Origin of the sequence: Nocardia sp. NPDC052254, from assembly GCF_040679495.1 — a bacterium.
Classification (GTDB): Bacteria; Actinomycetota; Actinomycetes; order Mycobacteriales; family Mycobacteriaceae; genus Nocardia.
The window spans coordinates 87,762-106,794 of sequence record NZ_JBFAUW010000012.1 but is presented as its reverse complement, the minus strand read 5'-3'; the positions used below and the strand labels follow the sequence as shown (position 1 = coordinate 106,794).

The 19,033-nt window shown below is 68.8% G+C and carries 17 protein-coding genes and 1 pseudogene; 8 read left to right on the top strand and 10 right to left on the bottom strand.

Annotation, left to right across the window (positions count from 1 at the left end; translation table 11 throughout):
• Window positions 1-30 precede the first annotated feature (30 nt).
• Window positions 31-1,926 (bottom strand): 1-deoxy-D-xylulose-5-phosphate synthase, encoded by a 1,896-nt coding sequence (gene dxs, locus AB0L57_RS26110; protein WP_364967257.1) that lies wholly within the window; start codon window positions 1,924-1,926, stop codon window positions 31-33.
• 174 nt (window positions 1,927-2,100) lie between these two features.
• On the opposite strand from dxs, the gene AB0L57_RS26105 reads away from it, so the two are divergent.
• On the top strand, window positions 2,101-2,793 hold the full coding sequence (locus AB0L57_RS26105) for an SIMPL domain-containing protein (protein WP_364967255.1): 693 nt from the start codon (window positions 2,101-2,103) through the stop codon (window positions 2,791-2,793).
• Window positions 2,794-2,800: 7 nt separating this feature from the next.
• On the opposite strand, the gene AB0L57_RS26100 is transcribed toward AB0L57_RS26105, so the two are convergent.
• Together AB0L57_RS26100 and AB0L57_RS26095 are read right to left on the bottom strand one after the other, a co-directional pair.
• On the bottom strand, window positions 2,801-4,144 hold the full coding sequence (locus AB0L57_RS26100; protein WP_364967252.1) for a TRAM domain-containing protein: 1,344 nt from the start codon (window positions 4,142-4,144) through the stop codon (window positions 2,801-2,803).
• Complete coding sequence (locus AB0L57_RS26095; protein WP_364967250.1) at window positions 4,141-6,129, bottom strand: APC family permease; 1,989 nt, start codon at window positions 6,127-6,129, stop codon at window positions 4,141-4,143. The genes AB0L57_RS26100 and AB0L57_RS26095 overlap by 4 nt, the downstream gene beginning before the upstream one ends.
• Window positions 6,130-6,297: 168 nt before the next feature.
• On the opposite strand from AB0L57_RS26095, the gene AB0L57_RS26090 reads away from it, so the two are divergent.
• Both AB0L57_RS26090 and AB0L57_RS26085 read left to right on the top strand, forming a co-directional pair.
• Window positions 6,298-6,969 (top strand): TrkA family potassium uptake protein, encoded by a 672-nt coding sequence (locus AB0L57_RS26090; protein WP_364967248.1) that lies wholly within the window; start codon window positions 6,298-6,300, stop codon window positions 6,967-6,969.
• Entirely contained in the window at window positions 6,966-7,646 is a 681-nt protein-coding gene (locus AB0L57_RS26085) for a TrkA family potassium uptake protein (RefSeq protein ID WP_364967245.1), read from the top strand. Before AB0L57_RS26090 ends, AB0L57_RS26085 begins: the two co-directional genes overlap by 4 nt.
• A gap of 18 nt (window positions 7,647-7,664) precedes the next feature.
• Here the strand turns inward: AB0L57_RS26085 and AB0L57_RS26080 are convergent, their stop codons facing one another.
• The 3 genes from AB0L57_RS26080 to AB0L57_RS26070 all read right to left on the bottom strand — a co-directional run bounded on the left by AB0L57_RS26080 (window position 7,665) and on the right by AB0L57_RS26070 (window position 9,667).
• Window positions 7,665-8,258, bottom strand: coding sequence for a sigma-70 family RNA polymerase sigma factor (locus tag AB0L57_RS26080; protein ID WP_364967362.1), 594 nt, complete (start codon window positions 8,256-8,258; stop codon window positions 7,665-7,667).
• Between the two features lie 191 nt (window positions 8,259-8,449).
• Entirely contained in the window at window positions 8,450-9,241 is a 792-nt protein-coding gene (locus AB0L57_RS26075; protein ID WP_364967243.1) for a DUF3159 domain-containing protein, read from the bottom strand.
• A gap of 3 nt (window positions 9,242-9,244) precedes the next feature.
• Window positions 9,245-9,667, bottom strand: a complete 423-nt coding sequence (locus AB0L57_RS26070) for an OB-fold nucleic acid binding domain-containing protein (RefSeq protein ID WP_364967241.1) — start codon at window positions 9,665-9,667, stop codon at window positions 9,245-9,247.
• Between the two features lie 277 nt (window positions 9,668-9,944).
• Between AB0L57_RS26070 and AB0L57_RS26065 the strand changes: the two genes are divergently transcribed.
• Complete coding sequence (locus AB0L57_RS26065) at window positions 9,945-10,673, top strand: alpha/beta hydrolase (protein ID WP_364967238.1); 729 nt, start codon at window positions 9,945-9,947, stop codon at window positions 10,671-10,673.
• 43 nt (window positions 10,674-10,716) lie between these two features.
• On the opposite strand, the pseudogene AB0L57_RS26060 reads toward AB0L57_RS26065, so the two are convergent.
• A pseudogene (locus AB0L57_RS26060) lies at window positions 10,717-11,481 on the bottom strand (DUF3710 domain-containing protein); the annotation flags it as partial.
• A gap of 1,454 nt (window positions 11,482-12,935) precedes the next feature.
• Window positions 12,936-13,430, bottom strand: coding sequence for a dUTP diphosphatase (dut, locus tag AB0L57_RS26055; RefSeq protein WP_364967237.1), 495 nt, complete (start codon window positions 13,428-13,430; stop codon window positions 12,936-12,938).
• 218 nt (window positions 13,431-13,648) lie between these two features.
• Here dut and AB0L57_RS26050 point away from each other — a divergent pair, with 218 nt between their 5' ends.
• On the top strand, window positions 13,649-14,092 hold the full coding sequence (locus AB0L57_RS26050; protein WP_364967360.1) for a DUF3093 domain-containing protein: 444 nt from the start codon (window positions 13,649-13,651) through the stop codon (window positions 14,090-14,092).
• Window positions 14,093-14,149: 57 nt separating this feature from the next.
• On the opposite strand, the gene AB0L57_RS26045 is transcribed toward AB0L57_RS26050, so the two are convergent.
• Window positions 14,150-14,452 carry a DUF4193 domain-containing protein gene (locus AB0L57_RS26045; RefSeq protein WP_025351469.1) on the bottom strand — a complete coding sequence of 101 codons (303 nt, stop codon included), beginning with the start codon at window positions 14,450-14,452 and terminating at the stop codon, window positions 14,150-14,152.
• A 529-nt stretch (window positions 14,453-14,981) separates the two neighbouring features.
• Here AB0L57_RS26045 and cei point away from each other — a divergent pair.
• A complete protein-coding gene (gene cei, locus AB0L57_RS26040) occupies window positions 14,982-15,659 on the top strand; it encodes an envelope integrity protein Cei (RefSeq protein WP_364967234.1) in 678 nt (225 codons plus the stop codon).
• Between the two features lie 41 nt (window positions 15,660-15,700).
• Here the strand turns inward: cei and AB0L57_RS26035 are convergent, their stop codons facing one another.
• A complete protein-coding gene (locus tag AB0L57_RS26035) occupies window positions 15,701-16,612 on the bottom strand; it encodes an inositol monophosphatase family protein (RefSeq protein ID WP_364967231.1) in 912 nt (303 codons plus the stop codon).
• 119 nt (window positions 16,613-16,731) lie between these two features.
• Here AB0L57_RS26035 and ppgK point away from each other — a divergent pair, with 119 nt between their 5' ends.
• Both ppgK and AB0L57_RS26025 read left to right on the top strand, forming a co-directional pair.
• Entirely contained in the window at window positions 16,732-17,490 is a 759-nt protein-coding gene (ppgK, locus tag AB0L57_RS26030) for a polyphosphate--glucose phosphotransferase (RefSeq protein ID WP_364967229.1), read from the top strand.
• 152 nt (window positions 17,491-17,642) lie between these two features.
• Window positions 17,643-19,022 carry an RNA polymerase sigma factor gene (locus AB0L57_RS26025; RefSeq protein WP_364967226.1) on the top strand — a complete coding sequence of 460 codons (1,380 nt, stop codon included), beginning with the start codon at window positions 17,643-17,645 and terminating at the stop codon, window positions 19,020-19,022.
• Window positions 19,023-19,033: the final 11 nt, after the last annotated feature.

The window sequence follows — 19,033 nt, the reverse complement described above, 5'->3', positions numbered from 1 at the left end:
GGCGACGGAAACTGTAACCGGTTTCAGAATCTACACGGTGCCGCCGGACAACCACCGGGTAACGCGCTCGGCGATACTCTCCGCCGTCAGCCCCAGCTCCTGATGGATCTGCGCACGCGACGAATGATCGAGGAACTGCTGCGGGACGCCGAGTTCGCGAGTCGTCACATCGAGACCCGCCTCCCGCAACCGTGCGGAGACGGTACTGCCTATCCCGCCGTGTACACCGCCGTCCTCGACGGTCACCACCAGCCGGTAGTTCTCGGCCAGCTTGACGAGGGTGTCGGACACCGGCAGCACCCAGCGCGGATCCAGCACCGTCACCGAAACGCCGTGCGCCGCCAGCAGATCCGCTGCCGCGACGGCATTGGCACCCAGTGCGCCGACGGCCACGAGCAGCACGTCACCGCGCACCGCCTGCACGGAGGCACCTTCCGGCATCCGCAGCACATCGATGCCGTCGAGCCGCTCCAGCGCCGTAACCTCCTCGACGACAGGGCCTTTGGGGAACCGCAGCGCGGTCGGCCCGTCACCGACGGCCAGTGCCTCGGCCAGTTCCTCGCGCAAGGTCACCGCATCGCGTGGCGCGGCCACCCGGATTCCGGGCACGATGCCCAGCACCGACAGATCCCACATACCGTTGTGGCTGGCGCCGTCGTCACCGGTGACACCCGCGCGATCCAGCACCAGGGTCACGGGCAGTTTCAGCAGTGCGACATCCATCAGCAGCTGATCGAAGGCGCGGTTGAGGAAGGTCGAATAGATCGCGACCACCGGGTGGATTCCGCCCAGCGCCAGACCGGCCGCCGAGGTCATCGCATGCTGTTCTGCGATTCCGACGTCGAACAGGCGATCGGGGAAGCGTTCACCGAAGGGAGCCAGCCCGGTCGGGCCCGACATGGCCGCGGTGATCGCGACGATGTCGTCGCGCTGTTCGCCGTGGCGGATCAGCTCCTCGGTGAACACCGACGTCCAGCCGACGGTCTTACCGCCGGTCGGCCGGCCGGTCTCGGGATCGATGGCACCGATGGAATGCATCTGATCGGCGACGTGATCGACCGCGGGTTGATATCCGCGCCCCTTCAGGGTCACCACGTGCACCACGGCGGGCCCGCCGAAATCCTTGGCCCGGCGCAGTGCGGCCTCCAGCGCGACCGGATCGTGCCCGTCGACCGGTCCCACATATTTGAGCCCGAGATCGCTGAACAGTTCCTGCGGCGCGACGGCGTCCTTGATCCCGGCCTTGAGCGCATGCAGCATCGAATAGGCCGAACTCCCGACCCGCGGAATGCCTTGGACGAACCGCTTGGTGGCGTCGAGGGCCTGCTCGTAGGCCGGTTGCATGCGCAGCGCGGTGAGCCGATCGGCCAGGCCGCCGATGGTCGGCGAGTAGGAGCGGCCGTTGTCGTTGACGACCACGATCAACGAGCGGTCCGGGCCGGCGGCGATATTGTTCAGCGCCTCCCAGCACATACCGCCGGTGAGCGCGCCGTCGCCGACGACGGCCACCACATGCCGATCCTGTCCCGTCAGCGCGAAGGCTTTGGCCAGGCCGTCGGCATAGGACAGCGAAGCCGACGCGTGCGACGACTCGACCCAGTCGTGCTCGCTCTCGGCGCGGCTCGGATACCCCGACAGCCCGCCGTGTTTGCGCAGCCGGTCGAATCCGTCCTTGCGGCCCGTGAGGATCTTGTGCACGTAGGACTGGTGGCCGGTGTCGAAGATGATCGGGTCGGCCGGTGAGTCGAAGACTCGATGCAGGGCGATGGTCAGTTCCACCACGCCCAGATTCGGCCCCAGATGACCACCGGTGACCGCGACCTTGCGTACCAGGAACTCCCGAATCTCCTCGGCCAGCTCGCGCAGCTGGGGTACCGTCAGCCCGCGCAGGTCCTCGGGCGTATCGACCCGGGAAAGAACTCCCACCGTTCTCGCTCCCTCTCCGATGGCTTGTTGTTTCGAACAGTCTACGGAGCCGGATCCCGGCCCGATGAGGGGAATGACCGGCGAGCTGCAATATTCGAGATCGGTGTGAGACTCGACATAGATCATCGGCATGACAGCGGGCGGCGAGGAATCCGCGCCGCGGGGAAGGACGACATGAGCACCGAGCAGCCGCGACCTGCGAACACCGCCGCACCCCGACCGGGAACCGTCACCACATTCGGCCACGGCAGCGCGTCCGCGACACCCGACCGGATGCAGGTCTCCATTTCCGTCGAGACCCGGGCGCAATCGGTGGCGCTCGCCTACGGACGGGCGGGTGAGCGGACCGCCGCGGTCACCGGCGCCCTGCGCGCCGACGGTGTCGCCGCGGCCGACATCGCCACCACGGGACTGTCGGTGCGTACCGAAACCACCTGGATCGAGAACGAGGGCAACCGCATCACCGGCTATGTGGCGACCACCTCGCTGACGATCGGGCTGCGCATCCCCGCCGCCTCCGGTGCGGCGGCCGATCCCGCGGCGATCATCGCCCGCGCGGTCGCGGCCGGCGGTGACGACGTCCGCCTCGGTGGACTGAATCTCACCGTCGCCGATCAGGCCGAACTGCTGATCCGGGCCCGCGAGGCGGCGTGGGACGACGCCCTCGACCGCGCCCGGCGCTACGCGGCCCGGGCGCAACGCGACCTCGGCCCGGTACTCGAGATCACCGAGAACACCGCGGCCGCACCGGAACCCCGCGGCGAGATCCGTTTCATGGCCGCCCGCGCCGTCGACACGCCCGTCGGTGTCGAATACGGCGAACAGCAGGTCGGCGCCGATCTGCGCGTGACCTGGCAATTGGATTGAGCCGCAGTCACTTCCGTTCGAGCATGGCCACGCATTCCACGTGATGGGTGGCCGGGAACGCATCGAAGGCACGCAATGCGCCGACCCGGTAGCCCGCATCGCGATAGAGCCCGATGTCGCGGGCGAAGGCGGCGGGGTCGCATCCGATGTGGATGATCCGGCCGGGATTCGCCGCGGCGAGCGGGGCGATGACCTGCTTTCCGGCACCGGCCCGCGGCGGGTCGAGCACGACCACCCCGGGCACGTCCGTCCGTGCGGCGATCCAGCGTTCCACCCGATCGGCATGCAGGTGCGCACCGGGGAGATCGCGCAGCGCCGCGGTGCCGTCGGCCACCGCCGACCGCGACGATTCCACCCCCTGCACCGAGCCGGTCGGGCCGGCCTGTTCGGCGAGCCGCGCGGCGAAGACGCCCGCACCGCAATACAGATCCCACGCCGTGGATCCGGAATCCAGATCTGCCCATTCGGCCACCAGATCCGAATAACATTGCGCCGCACCACTGTGCGCCTGCCAGAATCCGGTGGCCGCGACCTCCCAGCGCCGGCCGGCCACGTATTGCACCGCACGCCCGCTACCGGAGAGCACCCGTTCCGCGCGTCGGGCATGTGCCGCCGCCCGGCGCGCCGCGGTCGCGCGCCGATCCCCTCCACGCCGCGGTGTGGCCGGCGCGGCGAGCTCCACGATGTGCTGCAGTCCGTCCGCGTCGACCGCGATCACGAGTTCGGCGCCAGGGGCCCAGGTGCGATCGGCGATTCCCGCCAGCGCGCCCGAAATCGGTTGCGGACAAAGGAGATCCGTCATCACCTCGGTGCTGCGATAGCGGTGCACGCCCGCACGGCCGGCGGCGTCGACCACCAGCCGTACCCGGGTGCGCCAGCCGGTTTCGGGAACATTCCCGCGGGTCGCGCCCGACTTGCGCGTCGCGATATCGGCGGAGACGTCCGTATCGGTGCGGGGCGGATCGATCGGCCCGGGAATCGGCTCGACGACGACCTCGGTCTCCCACCGGGCCAGCCGCCGCAACTGCTCGCCGACCACCGCGGCTTTCAGCCCTCGCTGCGCGTCGGGTGTGGCGAAGGAGAAATCACAGCATCCCGCCCCTCCCGGACCGGAGACCGGGCAGTTCGGTGCGACCCGGTCCGGGGACGGTTCCAGGATCTCGATCGCCTCGGCACGGCAGAACGAACCGCCCCGATCCTCACTCACCCGGGCGAGTACCAGCTCACCGGGCAGTCCGTGCCGGACGAACAACACCCGGCCCTCGTGCCGGGCGATGCAGAACCCACCGTGGCCGGGCGCGCCCAGTCGCAGCTGGAAGGTTTCACCGAACCAGTCCGGACCCGTACTCATGGGCGATCCTCGTAGCCGCGGCGTACCGCGCCGGGCGCGTTGACCACTTCGGGCCTGTGCGCCTTGGTCGACGAACTCAGCTGCCACGGCACGCTGGTCACCATCACGCCCGGTTCGAACAGCAGCCGGCCCTTGAGCCGCAGCGCACTCTGGTTGTGCAGCAACTGTTCCCACCAGTGCCCCACCACATATTCGGGGATGAACACGGTCACCACGTCGCGCGGTGAATCCTTGCGCACCCGCTTGACGTAATCGACCACGGGCTTGGTGATTTCACGATACGGCGATTCGATCACCTTGAGCGGCACCGGAACATCGCTGTCGGCCCATTCCCGCACCAGCGCCCGGGTATCGGGCTCGTCCACGTTCACGGTGACGGCTTCGAGGGTGTCGGGCCGGGTGGCACGGGCGTAGGCCAGGGCGCGCCGCGTCGGCAGATGCAACTTCGACACCAGCACGATCGAATGGGTGCGACTGGGCAGTACCCCCGTGAACTCCTGCTCCTCGAGCTCCCGGCCGACGGTGTCGTAGTGGCGGCGGATCAGGCGCATCAGGCCGAAGATCGCGGCCATGGTGACGATCGCGATCCACGCTCCGGCAAGGAATTTCGTGATCAGCACGATGATCAGCACGGCGCCGGTCATGGTCAGGCCGATGGCGTTGATCACCCGCGAGCGCAGCATCCGCCGCCGCACGACCGGATCGGTCTCGGTCCGCAACAGCCGGGTCCAGTGCCGCAACATCCCGGTCTGGCTCAGGACGAACGAGACGAACACACCGACGATGTAGAGCTGGATCAGGCGCGTCACCTCGGCGCCGAACAGCACCACGAACGCGATCGCGGCGCCGGACAGGAACAGGATGCCGTTGCTGAAGGCCAGCCGGTCACCGCGGGTGTGCAACTGCCGCGGCAGGAACCGGTCCTGGGCGAGGATCGACCCCAGTACCGGGAAGCCGTTGAACGCGGTATTGGCGGCCAGCACCAGGATCAGCGCGGTGACGATGGTGATGTAGAAGAAGCCCGCCGGGAAGCCGTCGAAGATCGTGTGGGCCAACTGGGCCACGAGCGTCTTCTGCTCGTACCCTGCCGGGGCGCCGACCAGATCCGTGGTGTCGGCGGCGAACACGACGCCGAGCTTGCGAGCCATCAGAATGATGCCCATCAGCAGGGTGATCGCGATCAGGCCCAGCATCAACAAGGTCGTGGCGGCATTGCGGGACTTCGGCTTGCGGAAGGCGGGAACACCGTTGCTGATCGCCTCCACACCGGTCAGCGCCGCACATCCGGACGAGAACGCGCGCGCGATCAGGAAGGCGAAGGCGATGCCCTGCAGATGCGATTCGTTTCCGTTGAGACTGAAACCGGACGATTCGGCATGCAGATCGTCACCGAAGACGAAGATCCGGACCATACCCCAGCCCAGCATCAGGAAGATCCCGATCATGAAACCGTAGGTCGGGATCGAGAACGCCGTCCCCGACTCCCGCACCCCGCGCAGATTCACCGCCGTGAGCAAGGCGATCGCGGCGACCGCGAACAGCACCTTGTGGGTGGCCACGAACGGCACCGCCGAGCCGATGTTGGAGGCGGCCGAGGAAATCGACACCGCGACGGTGAGCACGTAGTCGACCATCAGCGCACTGCCCACGGTGAGCCCGGCCATCGGCCCGAGATTGACCGTCGCCACCTCGTAGTCACCGCCACCGGACGGATAGGCGTGCACGTTCTGCCGATAACTGGCGACCACGACCGCCATGACAGTCGCGACCGCCAGCCCGATCCACGGCGTGTAGACGTAGGCGGACAGGCCCGCCGTGGACAGGACGAGGAAGATCTCCTCGGGTGCGTACGCCACCGACGACAGGGCGTCGGAGGCGAAGACGGGCAGCGCGATCCGCTTGGGCAGCAGGGTATGTCCCAGGGAATCGCTACGGAAAGGGCGGCCGACCACCATACGCTTGACGGCCGTCGTCAACTTGGACACTCGGCACAGCATAAGCGCACCACCCGATGTGACATAGCCGGTGGTTCACTCGGGTTTCGGTATCCGCGGATGGGGGAAAATGCTGCAGGGAATCGTCAGCGGGTACGGTTCCCCCGAGAGGGAACCAGACCGCACACCACGGTTTTCGGCGGAATTGGGGTTGACACGGTGTACGTAGTGATCATGGGGTGCGGCCGGGTCGGCTCCGCGTTGGCTCGCGCCCTGATCCGGATCGGCCATGAGGTAGCCGTCATCGACCGCGATCCGGGCGCATTCCTGCGGCTGGGCAAGGATTTTCCCGGTGAGCGGGTCACCGGTGTCGGATTCGACCGGGACGTGTTGATCCGCGCGGGAATCGAGCGGGCGGGAGCGTTCGCCGCGGTGTCCAACGGGGACAATTCGAATATCATCGCGGCCCGCGTGGCCCGCGAGACCTTCGGTGTGGAACGAGTCGTCGCGCGGATCTACGACGCGAAACGCGCGGCGGTCTACGAGCGGCTCGGTATCCCGACCATCGCGACCGTCCCCTGGACCACCGATCGGTTCCTGCGCACGCTCACCGGCGACGAAACCACCGCCACCTGGCGAGATCCCACCGGTGCCGCCTCGGTCACCGAGCTCGTCCTGCACGAGGACTGGTACGGCCGCACCGTTCGCGACCTCGAGGACGCGATCCCGGTGCGAGTGGCCTTCCTGATCCGCTTCGGACAGGCGCTGCTGCCCACCAGCAAGACGGTGCTCCAGGCCGACGACGCCGTCTACATCGCCGCCGTCTCCGAACGCGTCGGCGAGGTCGTCGCCGTCGCGGCCACCGCACCTTCGAGCGAGGACCAGTCGTGAAAGTAGCGATCGCGGGGGCCGGTGCCGTCGGCCGCTCCATTGCCCAGGAATTGCTGCGGGGCGGACACCGGGTCACACTGCTCGAACGCCGGCTCGATCACATCGACCCGGCCGTGGCTCCCGGCGCCAACTGGGTCCACGGCGATGCCTGCGAACTCGAACTGCTCGAGGAAGCGGGCCTGCAGGATTACGAGGTGGTCATCGCGGCCACCGGCGACGACAAGGCGAACCTGGTGTTCAGCCTGCTGGCGAAGACCGAATTCGGGATGCGGCGGGTGGTGGCCCGGGTCAACGATCCGCGCAACGAGTGGCTCTTCGACGAGTCCTGGGGTGTGGATGTCGCGGTCTCGACGCCGCGACTGCTGGCCTCGCTCGCCGAGGAAGCGGTATCGGTCGGCGATCTGGTCCGGCTGATGACACTGCGCCAGGGCCAGGCCAACCTGGTGGAGATCACGCTGCCCACCGATACGGCTCTGGCCGGGCGCGCGGTGCGGACCCTGTCGCTGCCCCGCGATGTCGCCCTGGTGACGATCCTGCGCGGTGGCCGGGTGATCGTGCCGCAGCCCGACGATCCGCTCGAGGGTGAGGACGAACTGCTGTTCGTGTCGTCGGTGGAGGCCGAGGACGAACTGCGCCGCAGCCTCACCGGCGAACCGGCCGAGGCCGCGGGGGCCTAGGCCCGATGCGGCGACCGCTCAGGCGGTGAGCCGGGCACGCAGCTTGGTCAGTGCGCGGTGCTGCATCACCCGCACGACGCCGGGGCTGGTACCGATCGCCTCGGCGGTCTGCGCCGCCGTCCAGCCGAGCACGATCCGCATCACCAGTACCTCCCGGTGTGCGGGAGCCAGAATCTCCATCAGCTCGCGGGTCGCCCGGCGGCGTTCGAGATTCAGCGCCATTTCCTCCGGTCCCGGTGCGGTCGACGCGACATCGGGGAATTCGGCGACCGGATACGACGGATGCTGCTGTGCGCGCCGGAAGGCGTCGGCGACCTTGTTGGCCGAGATGCCGTAGACGAAGGCCAGGAACGATTTGCCCTGATCGCGATAGCGCGGAATCGCCGTGACGGTCGCGATGCAGATCTCCTGCGCGATGTCGTCGGCGGTGATGTTCGGATTGCCGGTGCCCACCCGCGCGGCGCAGTACCGGCGCACCAGCGGATGCACGATCCGGATGATCTCGGTGACGGCGCGCTGATCACCGGCGGCGGCCGGGCCGATCAGCCGATCGAGTTCGGCTGCGGCACGGCGGCTGTCGGATCCCGCGGGCGCCGATCTCGGTGAGCGGATACCCGCGCCCTTCGCCGGGCTGCTCGTCGCCACCGTGCTGTCCTCGGTAACCACTGGGAGATCCTCTCGCCGATCGCTGTTGATACAAACGATCGTGCGCGAAATCCCGCCATCGCAATAGGCACCCCAGGGGTGGGTTCACCTCACCCCACCGAGGTATTCCTCGATTCCGGGGCCGGACGCGGGCCCGTTCAGTCGGCCGTGGACGAGGCCGGCATATGACCGGCGCGGCGCACCGCCCACACGGTGACCAGCAGCGCCACCGCGGTCAGCGGCCAGCCCATACCGATCCGGGCGGCGGCGAGCCAGCCGGTGGAATCGGTGTCGTAGAAGTGGTTCTGCACCAGATAGCGAGCGACGAAGACGACCACCCACACGACGGTGGCCAGATCGTAGAGGCGCATCGCGCGGCGATCGGAGCGCCACTCGTGACCGTGCCCGTTGAGCACTCCCCAGATGACGCCGGCCAGTGGCCAGCGGACCAGCAACGACACCAGGAACACACCCGCGTACGCCAGGCTCGCCCAGATGCCGAACAGGAAATAGCCCTTCGCGGCGCCCGTGCGATGCGCGATGAAAGCGCAGACCGCGACGCCGATGAAGCCGGAGATCGCCGGCTGGATCGGTGCGTGGCGCGCGAGCCGCCAGACCAGAATGCCCGCGGCGGTGGCCAGCGCCGTCCAGATGCCGACGGTCAGACCCCACAGGGTGTTGGCCGGGACGAACACCACCACCGGCAGGGTCGAATAGACCAGGCCGCTGATCCCGCCGAGCTGCTCCAGCAGCGTCTGCTGGATCTCGCCCTCGCGCACTTCGTCGGGGTAATCGTCGGGATCGGAATCGGCGGGCTCCCGCTCGGCTTCCGTATCACGCGCGTCATGCTCCGCGGACTCGCGAAGACGGTGGCGCCCACCACCCGGGGGCATCCGAAGTCCGGCCGCGGCGGCCGGGTCGGCGCCCTCGTCGTTGTGGGGTATCGGCATACGTCAGGAATTCTCGCGGAGTTCGTAGTAGGGGTTGTACATCACCTTGGCACCATCGCGATCACCGATGCGGCCACGAACCAGGATACGTCGTCCCGGCTCGATACCCGGAATGCGACGGCGGCCGATCCACAGCAGTGTCACCGCGTCGGTACCGTCGAAGAATTCGGCCTCCACGGTGGCGCTGGCCGATTTCGGACAGGCCTCCACACTGCGCAACCGACCCAGCATGGTGACCTCTTCACCACGTCGGCACTCGGCCGCCCTGCACGCCCCTGACGCTTCCGAGGTCTCGGCCAGCTCCTCCGCATCGAGCACATCGAGATCGGCCGTCAGCCGACGCCCCAGACGCCGGAAATATCCACTGTCGGGGCCCATCTTGCCCACGGCACCGGATCCCGTCTTGTTACCGCCTGTGAAAGGCATCTCGCAACACTTCCTGCACTACAGACGGCGTGGGTCACACGTCGTCGGTTTCCCACACGACCGGCTGGTCGGCCGTACAACGCCACTGTAGATGCACCCCGATCACCCCGCTACGCGGAGTCCGGCACACCCTCGGCGCTACGACCGCACCGCTTGCCGGATTCCCCGCGCGAGCGGTCCCGAACCCTCCGATTCGCGTGTTCGACAACACGTTTTCCGAGCGGTCCGAACAGAGGCCGCAACGGGCTCGTTCCGTCCGCCGCGTAGGCTGCCGCCCGTGTCACAGCCAGCCCGCTCCGGCGGTCTCCCTCCGGCCGTCGTCGTCGGCCTGCCGGGTACCGGATCCGATGCCGACTTCGCCCGGCGTGCGTTCGAACCCGCCTGTGCCGCAAGAGATCTGCCGTTCATCGCCGTCGAACCCGATCCGCTGGCGGTGGTGGCGAGCTGCCGGGCCGCGCTCGATGCGGCGGCCGAACGCGGGCCGGTCCTCGCGGTGGGTATCTCCCTCGGTGCGGCCATCGCGATCGAGTGGGCCGCCGCGCGGCCGGAGGCGGCCGCCGGGGTGCTCGCCGCGCTGCCCGCGTGGACCGGCGCCGATACGACCGGCTGTCCCGCGGCACTGAGCGCGGCGACGACCGCGGCACAGCTGCGTGCCGACGGCCTCGAGCCGGTGATCGACCGCATGCGGGCGGGCAGCCCCCCGTGGCTGGCACAGGCCCTGACCCAGTCCTGGCGCACACATTGGCCGGAGCTGCCCGCCGCTCTGGAGGAGGCCGCCGCCTACGCCTGGCCGGAGCCGGCACTTCTCACCGCTCTGTGTGTTCCGACCACGATCGTGGCCGCCGTCGACGACCCGGTACATCCGATTTCGGTGGCCGAGCGGTGGTATGCCCTGCTTCCGCACGCGCGCCTGCATCGCATCACGCTCGCCGAACTCGGCGCCGATCCGGGCGTTCTCGGCGCCCGGGGCCTCGACGAACCGGCGACCGCCGCCGCACCACGGTGATGAACGACCGGGCGCTCGGCCATCCGCCGAACGCCCGGTGCGATCAGTTGCGGCCCAGCTGTTGCATGGCCGAGCCCTCGGTGCTGCGCCGTGGGCCCTGCTGTTCGGTCGTGACGGCCGGGAAGGTACCGGTCGCCGCGGCCTCGGCAGCGGCGGCCTGAGCCGCGACCGCCTGTTCCTGTGCGTCGACCTGCTGCTGATGCGCGGCGATGAGCTGATCGGCGAGCTGCTGTGGGAGCACCACCGGCAGCGGTTCACGGACCGGCATCGGCTCTTCACCACGCCGGACCACGGTATCGGCGAGGAGCCGGCGGGCCGCGTCGACCAGCGGGGTGCCGTCGTCGGCGGCACCGGACGGGCCGGCCGCGACGAGGCGCACCATCCAGCGGTACCCGTCGATACCGATGAAACGCAGATCGGCGCCATCGGTGACGGCGTGCAGCTCGCGTCCCCACGGACCGGTCTGAACCGACACCTGCGCGCCGTCGCCGCGCAACGATTCGGCCAGATCGGTGGCGACCGTCCGCCACTGGCCGGGCGATTTCGGCGCCGCGTATGCCGCGACCGTGAGCCGGCCGTGCGGGGTTGCCAGATGAACCGCCTGCGGGGTGCCGTCCGGCGTCATCTCCACCTGCAGCTGGCCACCATCGGGAACCGGCAGGAGGATCGAGCCGAGGTCCAGGCGTTGTTCGGAGACCTCGTCGAGGATCTCCGCGACCTCCTCGTAGTCGAACGGGCCCGTACGGGGTTCGGACGCCTCGTCGTCGGCCTCGATGTCCTCGTAATCGTCGGATTCCTCGTACTCGTCGGCGTCGTACTCGTCGACATAGCCGTCGGCCTCGTACTCGTCGGCCGCATACTCGTCGGCTTCGTACTCGTAGTCCTCGGCGTCGTAATCATCGGCCCCGTATGCCTCACCCGCGCCGGCGAACTGCGCATCGGGTTCGGCGTAGCCCTCGGGACGGACCTCACCGGCATAGGCGGCACTCGCCGGGTAATCGGGTGTCCCGGTGCGGTCGTCACGGTAGGCCCGAGGTGGTTCGTAGATGTCACGACTGTGCGCGCCACCGGTCTCCGGATGATCGTCGGCAACCGCGAAACCACCCGAGGCGGGACCGGGTTCGCCTCCTGCGGTCTCGACCGGGTACCCCCCACCACGGACGTACCCCTCGAACGGGCGCTCGTCACGGCGCGGCGCGGGAGCATTGCGGGGCACGCCGTCGCGACGCACCGGGGCCTCGTGCCCCGGACCCGTGAACGGATCCACCGGACTCGCCCCGGCGCCCACCTGATGATGGCGGCCGGTCGGGAACGGATCGGCGGGCCGAGGGCGACCACGACCGGGTTCGCCAGGCGGCGGCCGATGAGCGGGGGCCACCGGATGCTGTCCGATCACCGGACCTCCGGGCACAAGGCCGGCGGGCACGGGCCCACCCGGCACAGGTCCCCCCGGCACAGGCCCACCCGGCACCCGGCGCGGCGGCATCGGCGGTGCGGGGCGCGGTCCCGCCGGATTCGGGCGACCGGGACCACCGGGCGTCCGAGGCAGCGCGCCGGTTCCACCCGGTCCAGGACGCTGTGCCAGGCCAGGGCCACCGGGAAGGCGCGGCACCGATCCGGTCGGCGGGCCGGCCGGTCCCGGGCCGGGAGGAATCCGCGGCACGCCGCCGGTCCCCGGACCGGGCGGAGGACGCAGCGTCGGGCCCGTGCCCACCGGCCCGGGGCCCGCGGGGACTCGGGGCAGCGCGCCGGTTCCACCCGGTGCGGGCCGGCCGGGGGGCGGACCCGCCGGAATTCGGGGAATGGGCCCGGTGTCGTCGTTGTCGCCTGGAGGAAGTGGGACCGGGCGCGGCCCACCGGGCGCCCGCCGCGGCGGGCCACCCGGGAGATCACCGCGTACCGGTCCACCCGGTCGTCCCGGAACTCGCGGCTGGGCACCCGTTTCGGGGAGCCGTCCACGCGGCGCCGGATACGGCGGTTCCACCCGGCCGTGCCGACCGGTCGGGTACCGGTCCTCGTACGCCTCGAGCTCTCCGGACGGATACCGGCTGTCGGCACGGCCGGGTGGGTGGGCGAACTCACCGAAGGCGCCCCCGTCGTCACCGGGCTCGGGCGCACGGTGGGTACCGGTCCGGGCGTAGCCGCCCTCGGCGTGGTACCGCTCGTCGCGGTACCCGGCCTCGCCGAAACCGGTGTCACCGCGGCCGTGGTCGTCGCGCTCGGAATCCCGATCGGATCGGTGATCCCCCTCGCCGAACATGTTCATGCCTTCCCTCCGGCGCGGCCCGCACCGGTCTGCCCCGACAGGCTCTCGTGTCCACCACTGGACCCGTGACCACCTGTGCCGCGCGCGGTGTCGTCGAGCTGATCGACCTCTATGAAGTCCACCAGTTCGACCCGCTGCACGACCAGCTGCGCGATCCGATCACCGCGGCGCAGCTGGATCGGGGTACGCGGGTCGTGGTTGATCAGGCAGACTTTGATCTCGCCGCGATATCCGGCGTCGATGGTGCCGGGAGTGTTGACGATCGACAGACCGGTCTTGGCCGCCAGGCCCGATCGCGGGTGCACGAGGCCGACGGTTCCCACCGGCAGTGCGACGGCGATCCCGGTGCCGACGAGCACCCGCTCGCCCGGGTCCAGGATGACGTCCTCGGTGGTGCACAAATCCACTCCGGCATCGCCCGGGTGCGCACGTGTGGGCACCGGGACGCCGGGATCGAGCCGCAGCAGGGGTATGGGTGCAATTCCGGTCACGTCCAGCGAGCCTACGCGTCCGACCACCGGTCTCGGACCTCGACGCGGCACGGATGGCACACACCGGTCATCGGTATGCCCGATCGGCTCCCGCCGAGAGTGAATATGTCGGCCTGACCTAGTCTGATGTGGTGTCCGACCAGTCCCACGCAGTCCCCCCGCGCGAGTCCGCCACGCCCGCGCAATCCACTTCCGCCGCCGCGGTCCATTCCGAGCGGCTGTGGGTGCCACTGTGGTGGTGGCCGATCGCCCTCGCGATCACCGGTCTGCTGGCGGCGGAGATCCACATGGGCGCCCCGGGGATCCGGGCCTGGCTGCCCTATGTGCTGCTGTTCCCGGTCCCCGTGTGGGCACTGCTGTGGGTGAGTCGCCACCGGGTCGAGGTGGCACCGGATGCCGACGGCATCCTCGAATTACGCGCGGACCGGGCGCATCTGCCGGTAACGTATGTATCCCGGGCGGTTGCGGTTCCGTACAGCGCCAAGAGTGCGGCACTGGGCCGTCAGCTGGACCCCGCCGCATTCGTTCAGCATCGGCCGTGGATCGGGCCCATGCTCCTGCTCGTCCTCGACGATCCGGACGACCCAGCTCCGTACTGGCTGGTGAGCACGCGCAAGCCCGACAAGGTACTGGCCGCGCTCGGCGTGCCGAGCGCGGGCTGACGATACCTGCCGGGCTGTTCGTTTACTCGGTTACTGAATTCTCGGCACGCGGTCCGATCAGGCCGCGCAATCCATGCAGATCATCTGCCCACCGGCTTCGCTGGCGAGTCTGCTGCGGTGGTGAACCAGGAAGCAGCTCGAGCAGGTGAACTCGTCGGCCTGTTTGGGGATCACCCGGACCGAGAGCACCTCCTCGGACAGATCCGCGCCGGGAAGCTCGAACGACTCCGCGGTATCGGATTCGTCGATATCCACGACGGCGGACGCGGCCTCGTTGCGACGAGCCTTCAGCTCCTCGAGCGAGTCCTCCGACACCTCGTCGGATTCACTGCGCCTAGGTGCGTCATAGTCGGTTGCCATGTCGTCTTCCCCTCGTCCTTACTCCGTATATCCCGGACCGGCCCCGCCGCTGCCGCTTCCTTTCGGAATCGGCCTCGGCAAATGCCGCCCCGCCGTGGTGCACGTCACGTGTGCACCGCTCACCGACCGGCCGGATCACCGGAGATCCATACCGGATCGCGCTCGGACAACGCAGGAGAAGCCCTGGTTGTTCCCGAAATCGCTGCCCTGATTCCCATCTTCCGATTCGTGTCGGGCCGCCAGACAATAGCGGACGTCGGGGCAAAAGTCGCAATCAAAACCCGAGCGAGTCGAAACCGAGGGGTAATCGTCATTGCGACGGTGGCGTTGTGGCGATATGCCGTCGGTCCGTGTTCTACGATTCCCCGGCCCGTGATCGGACCGCGATCCGATTCCCGGCAGGGATCGTTACCGTCTCGATATCGGGGGTGGTGTCCGGCCCGATTCCCAACTCCCCCATCGCGTCCGCATCGGCGCGCGGATGTGTCCGCGTGCACGAGAGCCGGTCGCCAACTCGTAAGGTGTGCGTGTGGTTTCACTGATCACCGAAGGTCGCACGGTCGACAAAAAGGGCCGCCCGTATCTGCGTCGCCGCTACCAGCCGTGGGTCGCGCTCATCGCGGTTCTCGCCCTCATCTGCGCAATTGTGTGGATCAAGGCGATGACCACCGCGGATACCACGCATGCGGCGATGGCCTGTAAGGCGCCCGCCCCCGCCACGGATCCCAACGCACAGCAGCCGGCGGCGCTGGGTCAGGTGGTCTCGCCGTCGCGGCTGCACGATGTGGAGCCCGCGCCGCTGGCGCAGTCGAAGGTGCGCGTGCTCAACGCGTCGGGTCAGCGCGGTCTGGCCGAGCACATCGCCTCGAAACTCGGGGATTACGGCTTCGCCAGCCCGCCGGCACCGGTCTTCGGCAACGACCCCGTCTACGTCAGCGGTGATCTCGAATGCACCGGCCAGATCCGCTACGGCGTGAGCGGCCGCCCGGCCGCGGCGGCCGTTCAGCTGGTGGCCCCATGCGCCGAACTCATCGAGGATCAGCGCACCGACGACACCGTCGATCTGGCCCTGGGGTCGCTGTTCGGCAACGATTTGCAGCCCAGCACCGACGCCGAGGAAGTGCTGCACGCGCTCAAGAACCCGGCCCCCGGCAGCCCGGATGTGGATTCCGCGCTGTTGCAGGCCGCGCGCACGGCTCGCTGCTAGGGGAAGGCCACCGGGACCGCGCCGAGGCGGTCCCGGTGCGCTCAGGCCTGCGGAATGGGCGCGCTGACGCCGAGCCCGTCGAACAGGCCGATCAGTTCCGCCGCGATCCCGGGCGCGGCGGCGACGGTCAGCTCGCCGTCCGCTCCGGTGGAATCGGCGGCGGGTAGCCGCAGCACCGCTCCCGCCTCGGCCGCGACCAGCGCACCCGCGGCCCAGTCCCACGGATTGAGCCCGTGCTCGTAGTGGGCATCCACGCTGCCCGCCGCCACCATGCACAGATCCAGCGCCGCGGATCCGATACGGCGGATGTCGCGGACCCGCGGCAGCAGCCGCGCGACCAGTTCGCCCTGCCGCTCGCGCCGCGCCGCGCCGTAACCGAATCCGGTGGCCACCAGCGCCAGTTGTGTGGAGTCGATGTCGTTGCAGCGCAACCGGATCGACGTCCCGGCCGCGTCGGTGCGGGTGGCGCCGGCCCCGAGCCCGGCGCTGTAGGTGGCGGTGTTCGCCACATCGACGACGGCACCGGCGAGGGAGCGGCCGGCACGCACGGCGGCCACCGACACCGAGTAGGCCGGGATGCCGTAGACGAAGTTGACCGTGCCGTCGATGGGGTCGACCACCCACACGATGTCTGCGGCGGCCCCCAGGCTGCCGCCGCCCTCCTCGCCGAGTACCGACTCGCCGGGCCGGACCTCGGCCAGCAGCGACCGGATCAGCTGTTCGGTTTCGGTGTCCACCACGGTCACCGGATCGGTGGGCGTGGACTTCGTCCGCACGGAATCGTCGCCGGTACGACCGGGACCGAAGACCTCGGGGCGGCGACGGCGTACGTGCGCAGCGGCGGTTTCGGCCAGATACACTGCCACACGGCGCAATTCGGCGATGTCCGCAGGATCTTCGACATTCGGGCCGGTGATGTGGGCGGGAGAATTCGTCTCGGGCACGGTATCCATCCGACCACAGATCCGGTGGAACTCGCATCCGCGCCGTCGCGGCCGCGGGCAGCTCACCCGGTGTAACCTGCCGCTGGCACCGTCATCGGCCTAGACAACAGGGAACAAGGGAGTTCGCGATGTCCGCTCGGGGGCAAGCATTCGGAATCGATATCGGTGGAAGCGGGGTGAAGGGCGCGGTGGTCGATCTCGCCACCGGTGAACTCGCCCACGAGCGGATCAAGATCTCCACGCCGCACCCGGCCACTCCGAACGCCATCGCCGAAACGGTCGCCAGACTCGTCACCCAGGCCGACTGGGACGGCCCGGTGGGACTCACCCTGCCCAGTGTGGTGGTCAACGGCATCGCCCGCACCGCCGCCAACATCGACAAGAGCTGGATCGACACCGACGCGAATCAGCTGTTCTCGCTGGCGCTGGGCGGCCGTCAGGTCGCGGTCGTCAACGACGCCGATGCGGCGGGACTCGCCGAGGACCGCTACGGCGCGGCCCGCAGTATCGATGGTCTGGTGATGTTGCTGACCTTCGGCACGGGGATCGGCTCGGCGCTGCTGCATCACGGCGTGTTGGTTCCCAACACCGAACTCGGCCACCTCGAGATCCATGGCAAGGAGGCCGAGCACCGGGCCGCCTCGTCGGTGAAGGAACGAAAGAATCTGTCGTACAAAGAGTGGGCCGGTGAGGTGTCCAAGGTGCTGGTCACCCTGGAGAATTTGTTCTGGCCGACGGTCTTCGTCGCGGGCGGCGGGATCAGCCGGGATGCCGAACATTGGATTCCGTTGCTGGCCAATCGGACTCCGGTGGTGGCCGCCAAACTGCGCAATACCGCGGGCATCGTCGGAGCCGCAATGGCCGTCGATAGCGGGATCGCGCCGTGAGCACTCGTCACGGATAGTTACAATGGAACGAGACCGGCGGTGAGCCGGAAAACGAGCCCGGCCCGCGAGCCGGGATTAACCCCGACAGAACCGCTCCGCCGGAAGTTTAACTCTGGCGTGACGCCGCACGAGACCGTCACGAAAGGGCGTACGTGGTAGCCACGAATACCCGACAGACCGCCGAATCGGCCGACGCCGCCGACTCCGCAGAAGGCATCGCAGCACGGCCGGTCCGCAAGGCTGCCGCGAAGAAGGCACCGGCCAAGAAGGCCGTCGCCAAGAAGGCACCTGCCAAGAAGGCGGGCGCCAAGGCTGCGAAGAAGGCACCCGCCAAGAAGGCCGGCCCGAAGAAGGCCGGCGGCACCGACGAGAACGCCGAACAGATCGAAGACGAGTCGATCGAGCTCGACGATCTCGGTGACCTGGAGGTCTCCGAGGACGATCTGAGCGAAGACGGCGAGGAACTGGTCGACGAGGCCGAGGAATCCGAGGAAGAGGCGGAAGCCGAGGCCGACGAGCCGACCGAGAAGGACAAGGCCTCGGGCGACTTCGTCTGGGACGAGGAGGAGTCCGAGGCGCTGCGGCAGGCCCGCAAGGACGCCGAGCTCACCGCATCCGCGGATTCGGTGCGCGCCTACCTCAAGCAGATCGGCAAGGTCGCACTGCTCAACGCGGAGGAGGAGGTCGAGCTCGCCAAGCGGATCGAGGCCGGTCTCTACTCCACCGAGAAGCTGCGCGAATTCGCCGACAAGGGTGAGAAGCTGCCCGTGGCCACCCGCCGCGATCTGCAGTGGATCATGCGCGACGGCAACCGGGCCAAGAATCATCTGCTGGAGGCCAACCTCCGTCTGGTCGTCTCGCTCGCCAAGCGCTACACCGGTCGCGGTATGGCGTTCCTGGATCTGATCCAGGAAGGCAACCTCGGCCTGATCCGCGCGGTGGAGAAGTTCGACTACACCAAGGGCTACAAGTTCTCCACGTACGCCACCTGGTGGATCCGGCAGGCCATCACCCGCGCGATGGCCGATCAGGCCCGCACCATCCGTATTCCGGTGCACATGGTCGAGGTCATCAACAAGCTGGGCCGTATCCAGCGCGAGCTGCTGCAGGACCTGGGCCGTGAGCCCACGCCCGAGGAACTCGCCAAGGAAATGGACATCACCCCGGAGAAGGTCCTCGAGATCCAGCAGTACGCTCGCGAGCCCATCTCGCTGGATCAGACCATCGGTGACGAGGGCGATTCCCAGCTCGGTGACTTCATCGAGGATTCCGAGGCGGTCGTCGCGGTCGACGCGGTGAGCTTCACGCTGCTGCAGGATCAACTGCAGTCGGTACTCGAGACGTTGTCCGAGCGCGAGGCGGGCGTGGTCCGGCTGCGCTTCGGCCTCACCGACGGCCAGCCGCGCACCCTCGACGAGATCGGCCAGGTTTACGGGGTCACCCGTGAGCGCATCCGCCAGATCGAGTCGAAGACGATGAGTAAGCTGCGCCACCCCAGCCGGTCGCAGGTACTGCGCGACTACCTGGACTGATCAGCATGATC

Bases quoted from the DNA above. Each gene is read 5' to 3' on its own strand.
- AB0L57_RS26105 (WP_364967255.1), top strand. From the start codon at position 2,101: ATGAGCACCGAGCAGCCGCGACCTGCGAACACCGCCGCACCCCGACCG.
- AB0L57_RS26100 (WP_364967252.1), bottom strand. From the start codon at position 4,144: ATGAGTACGGGTCCGGACTGGTTCGGTGAAACCTTCCAGCTGCGACTG.
- AB0L57_RS26075 (WP_364967243.1), bottom strand. From the start codon at position 9,241: ATGCCGATACCCCACAACGACGAGGGCGCCGACCCGGCCGCCGCGGCC.
- AB0L57_RS26070 (WP_364967241.1), bottom strand. From the start codon at position 9,667: ATGCCTTTCACAGGCGGTAACAAGACGGGATCCGGTGCCGTGGGCAAG.
- AB0L57_RS26045 (WP_025351469.1), bottom strand. From the start codon at position 14,452: ATGGCAACCGACTATGACGCACCTAGGCGCAGTGAATCCGACGAGGTG.
- AB0L57_RS26035 (WP_364967231.1), bottom strand. From the start codon at position 16,612: ATGGATACCGTGCCCGAGACGAATTCTCCCGCCCACATCACCGGCCCG.
- ppgK (WP_364967229.1), top strand. From the start codon at position 16,732: ATGTCCGCTCGGGGGCAAGCATTCGGAATCGATATCGGTGGAAGCGGG.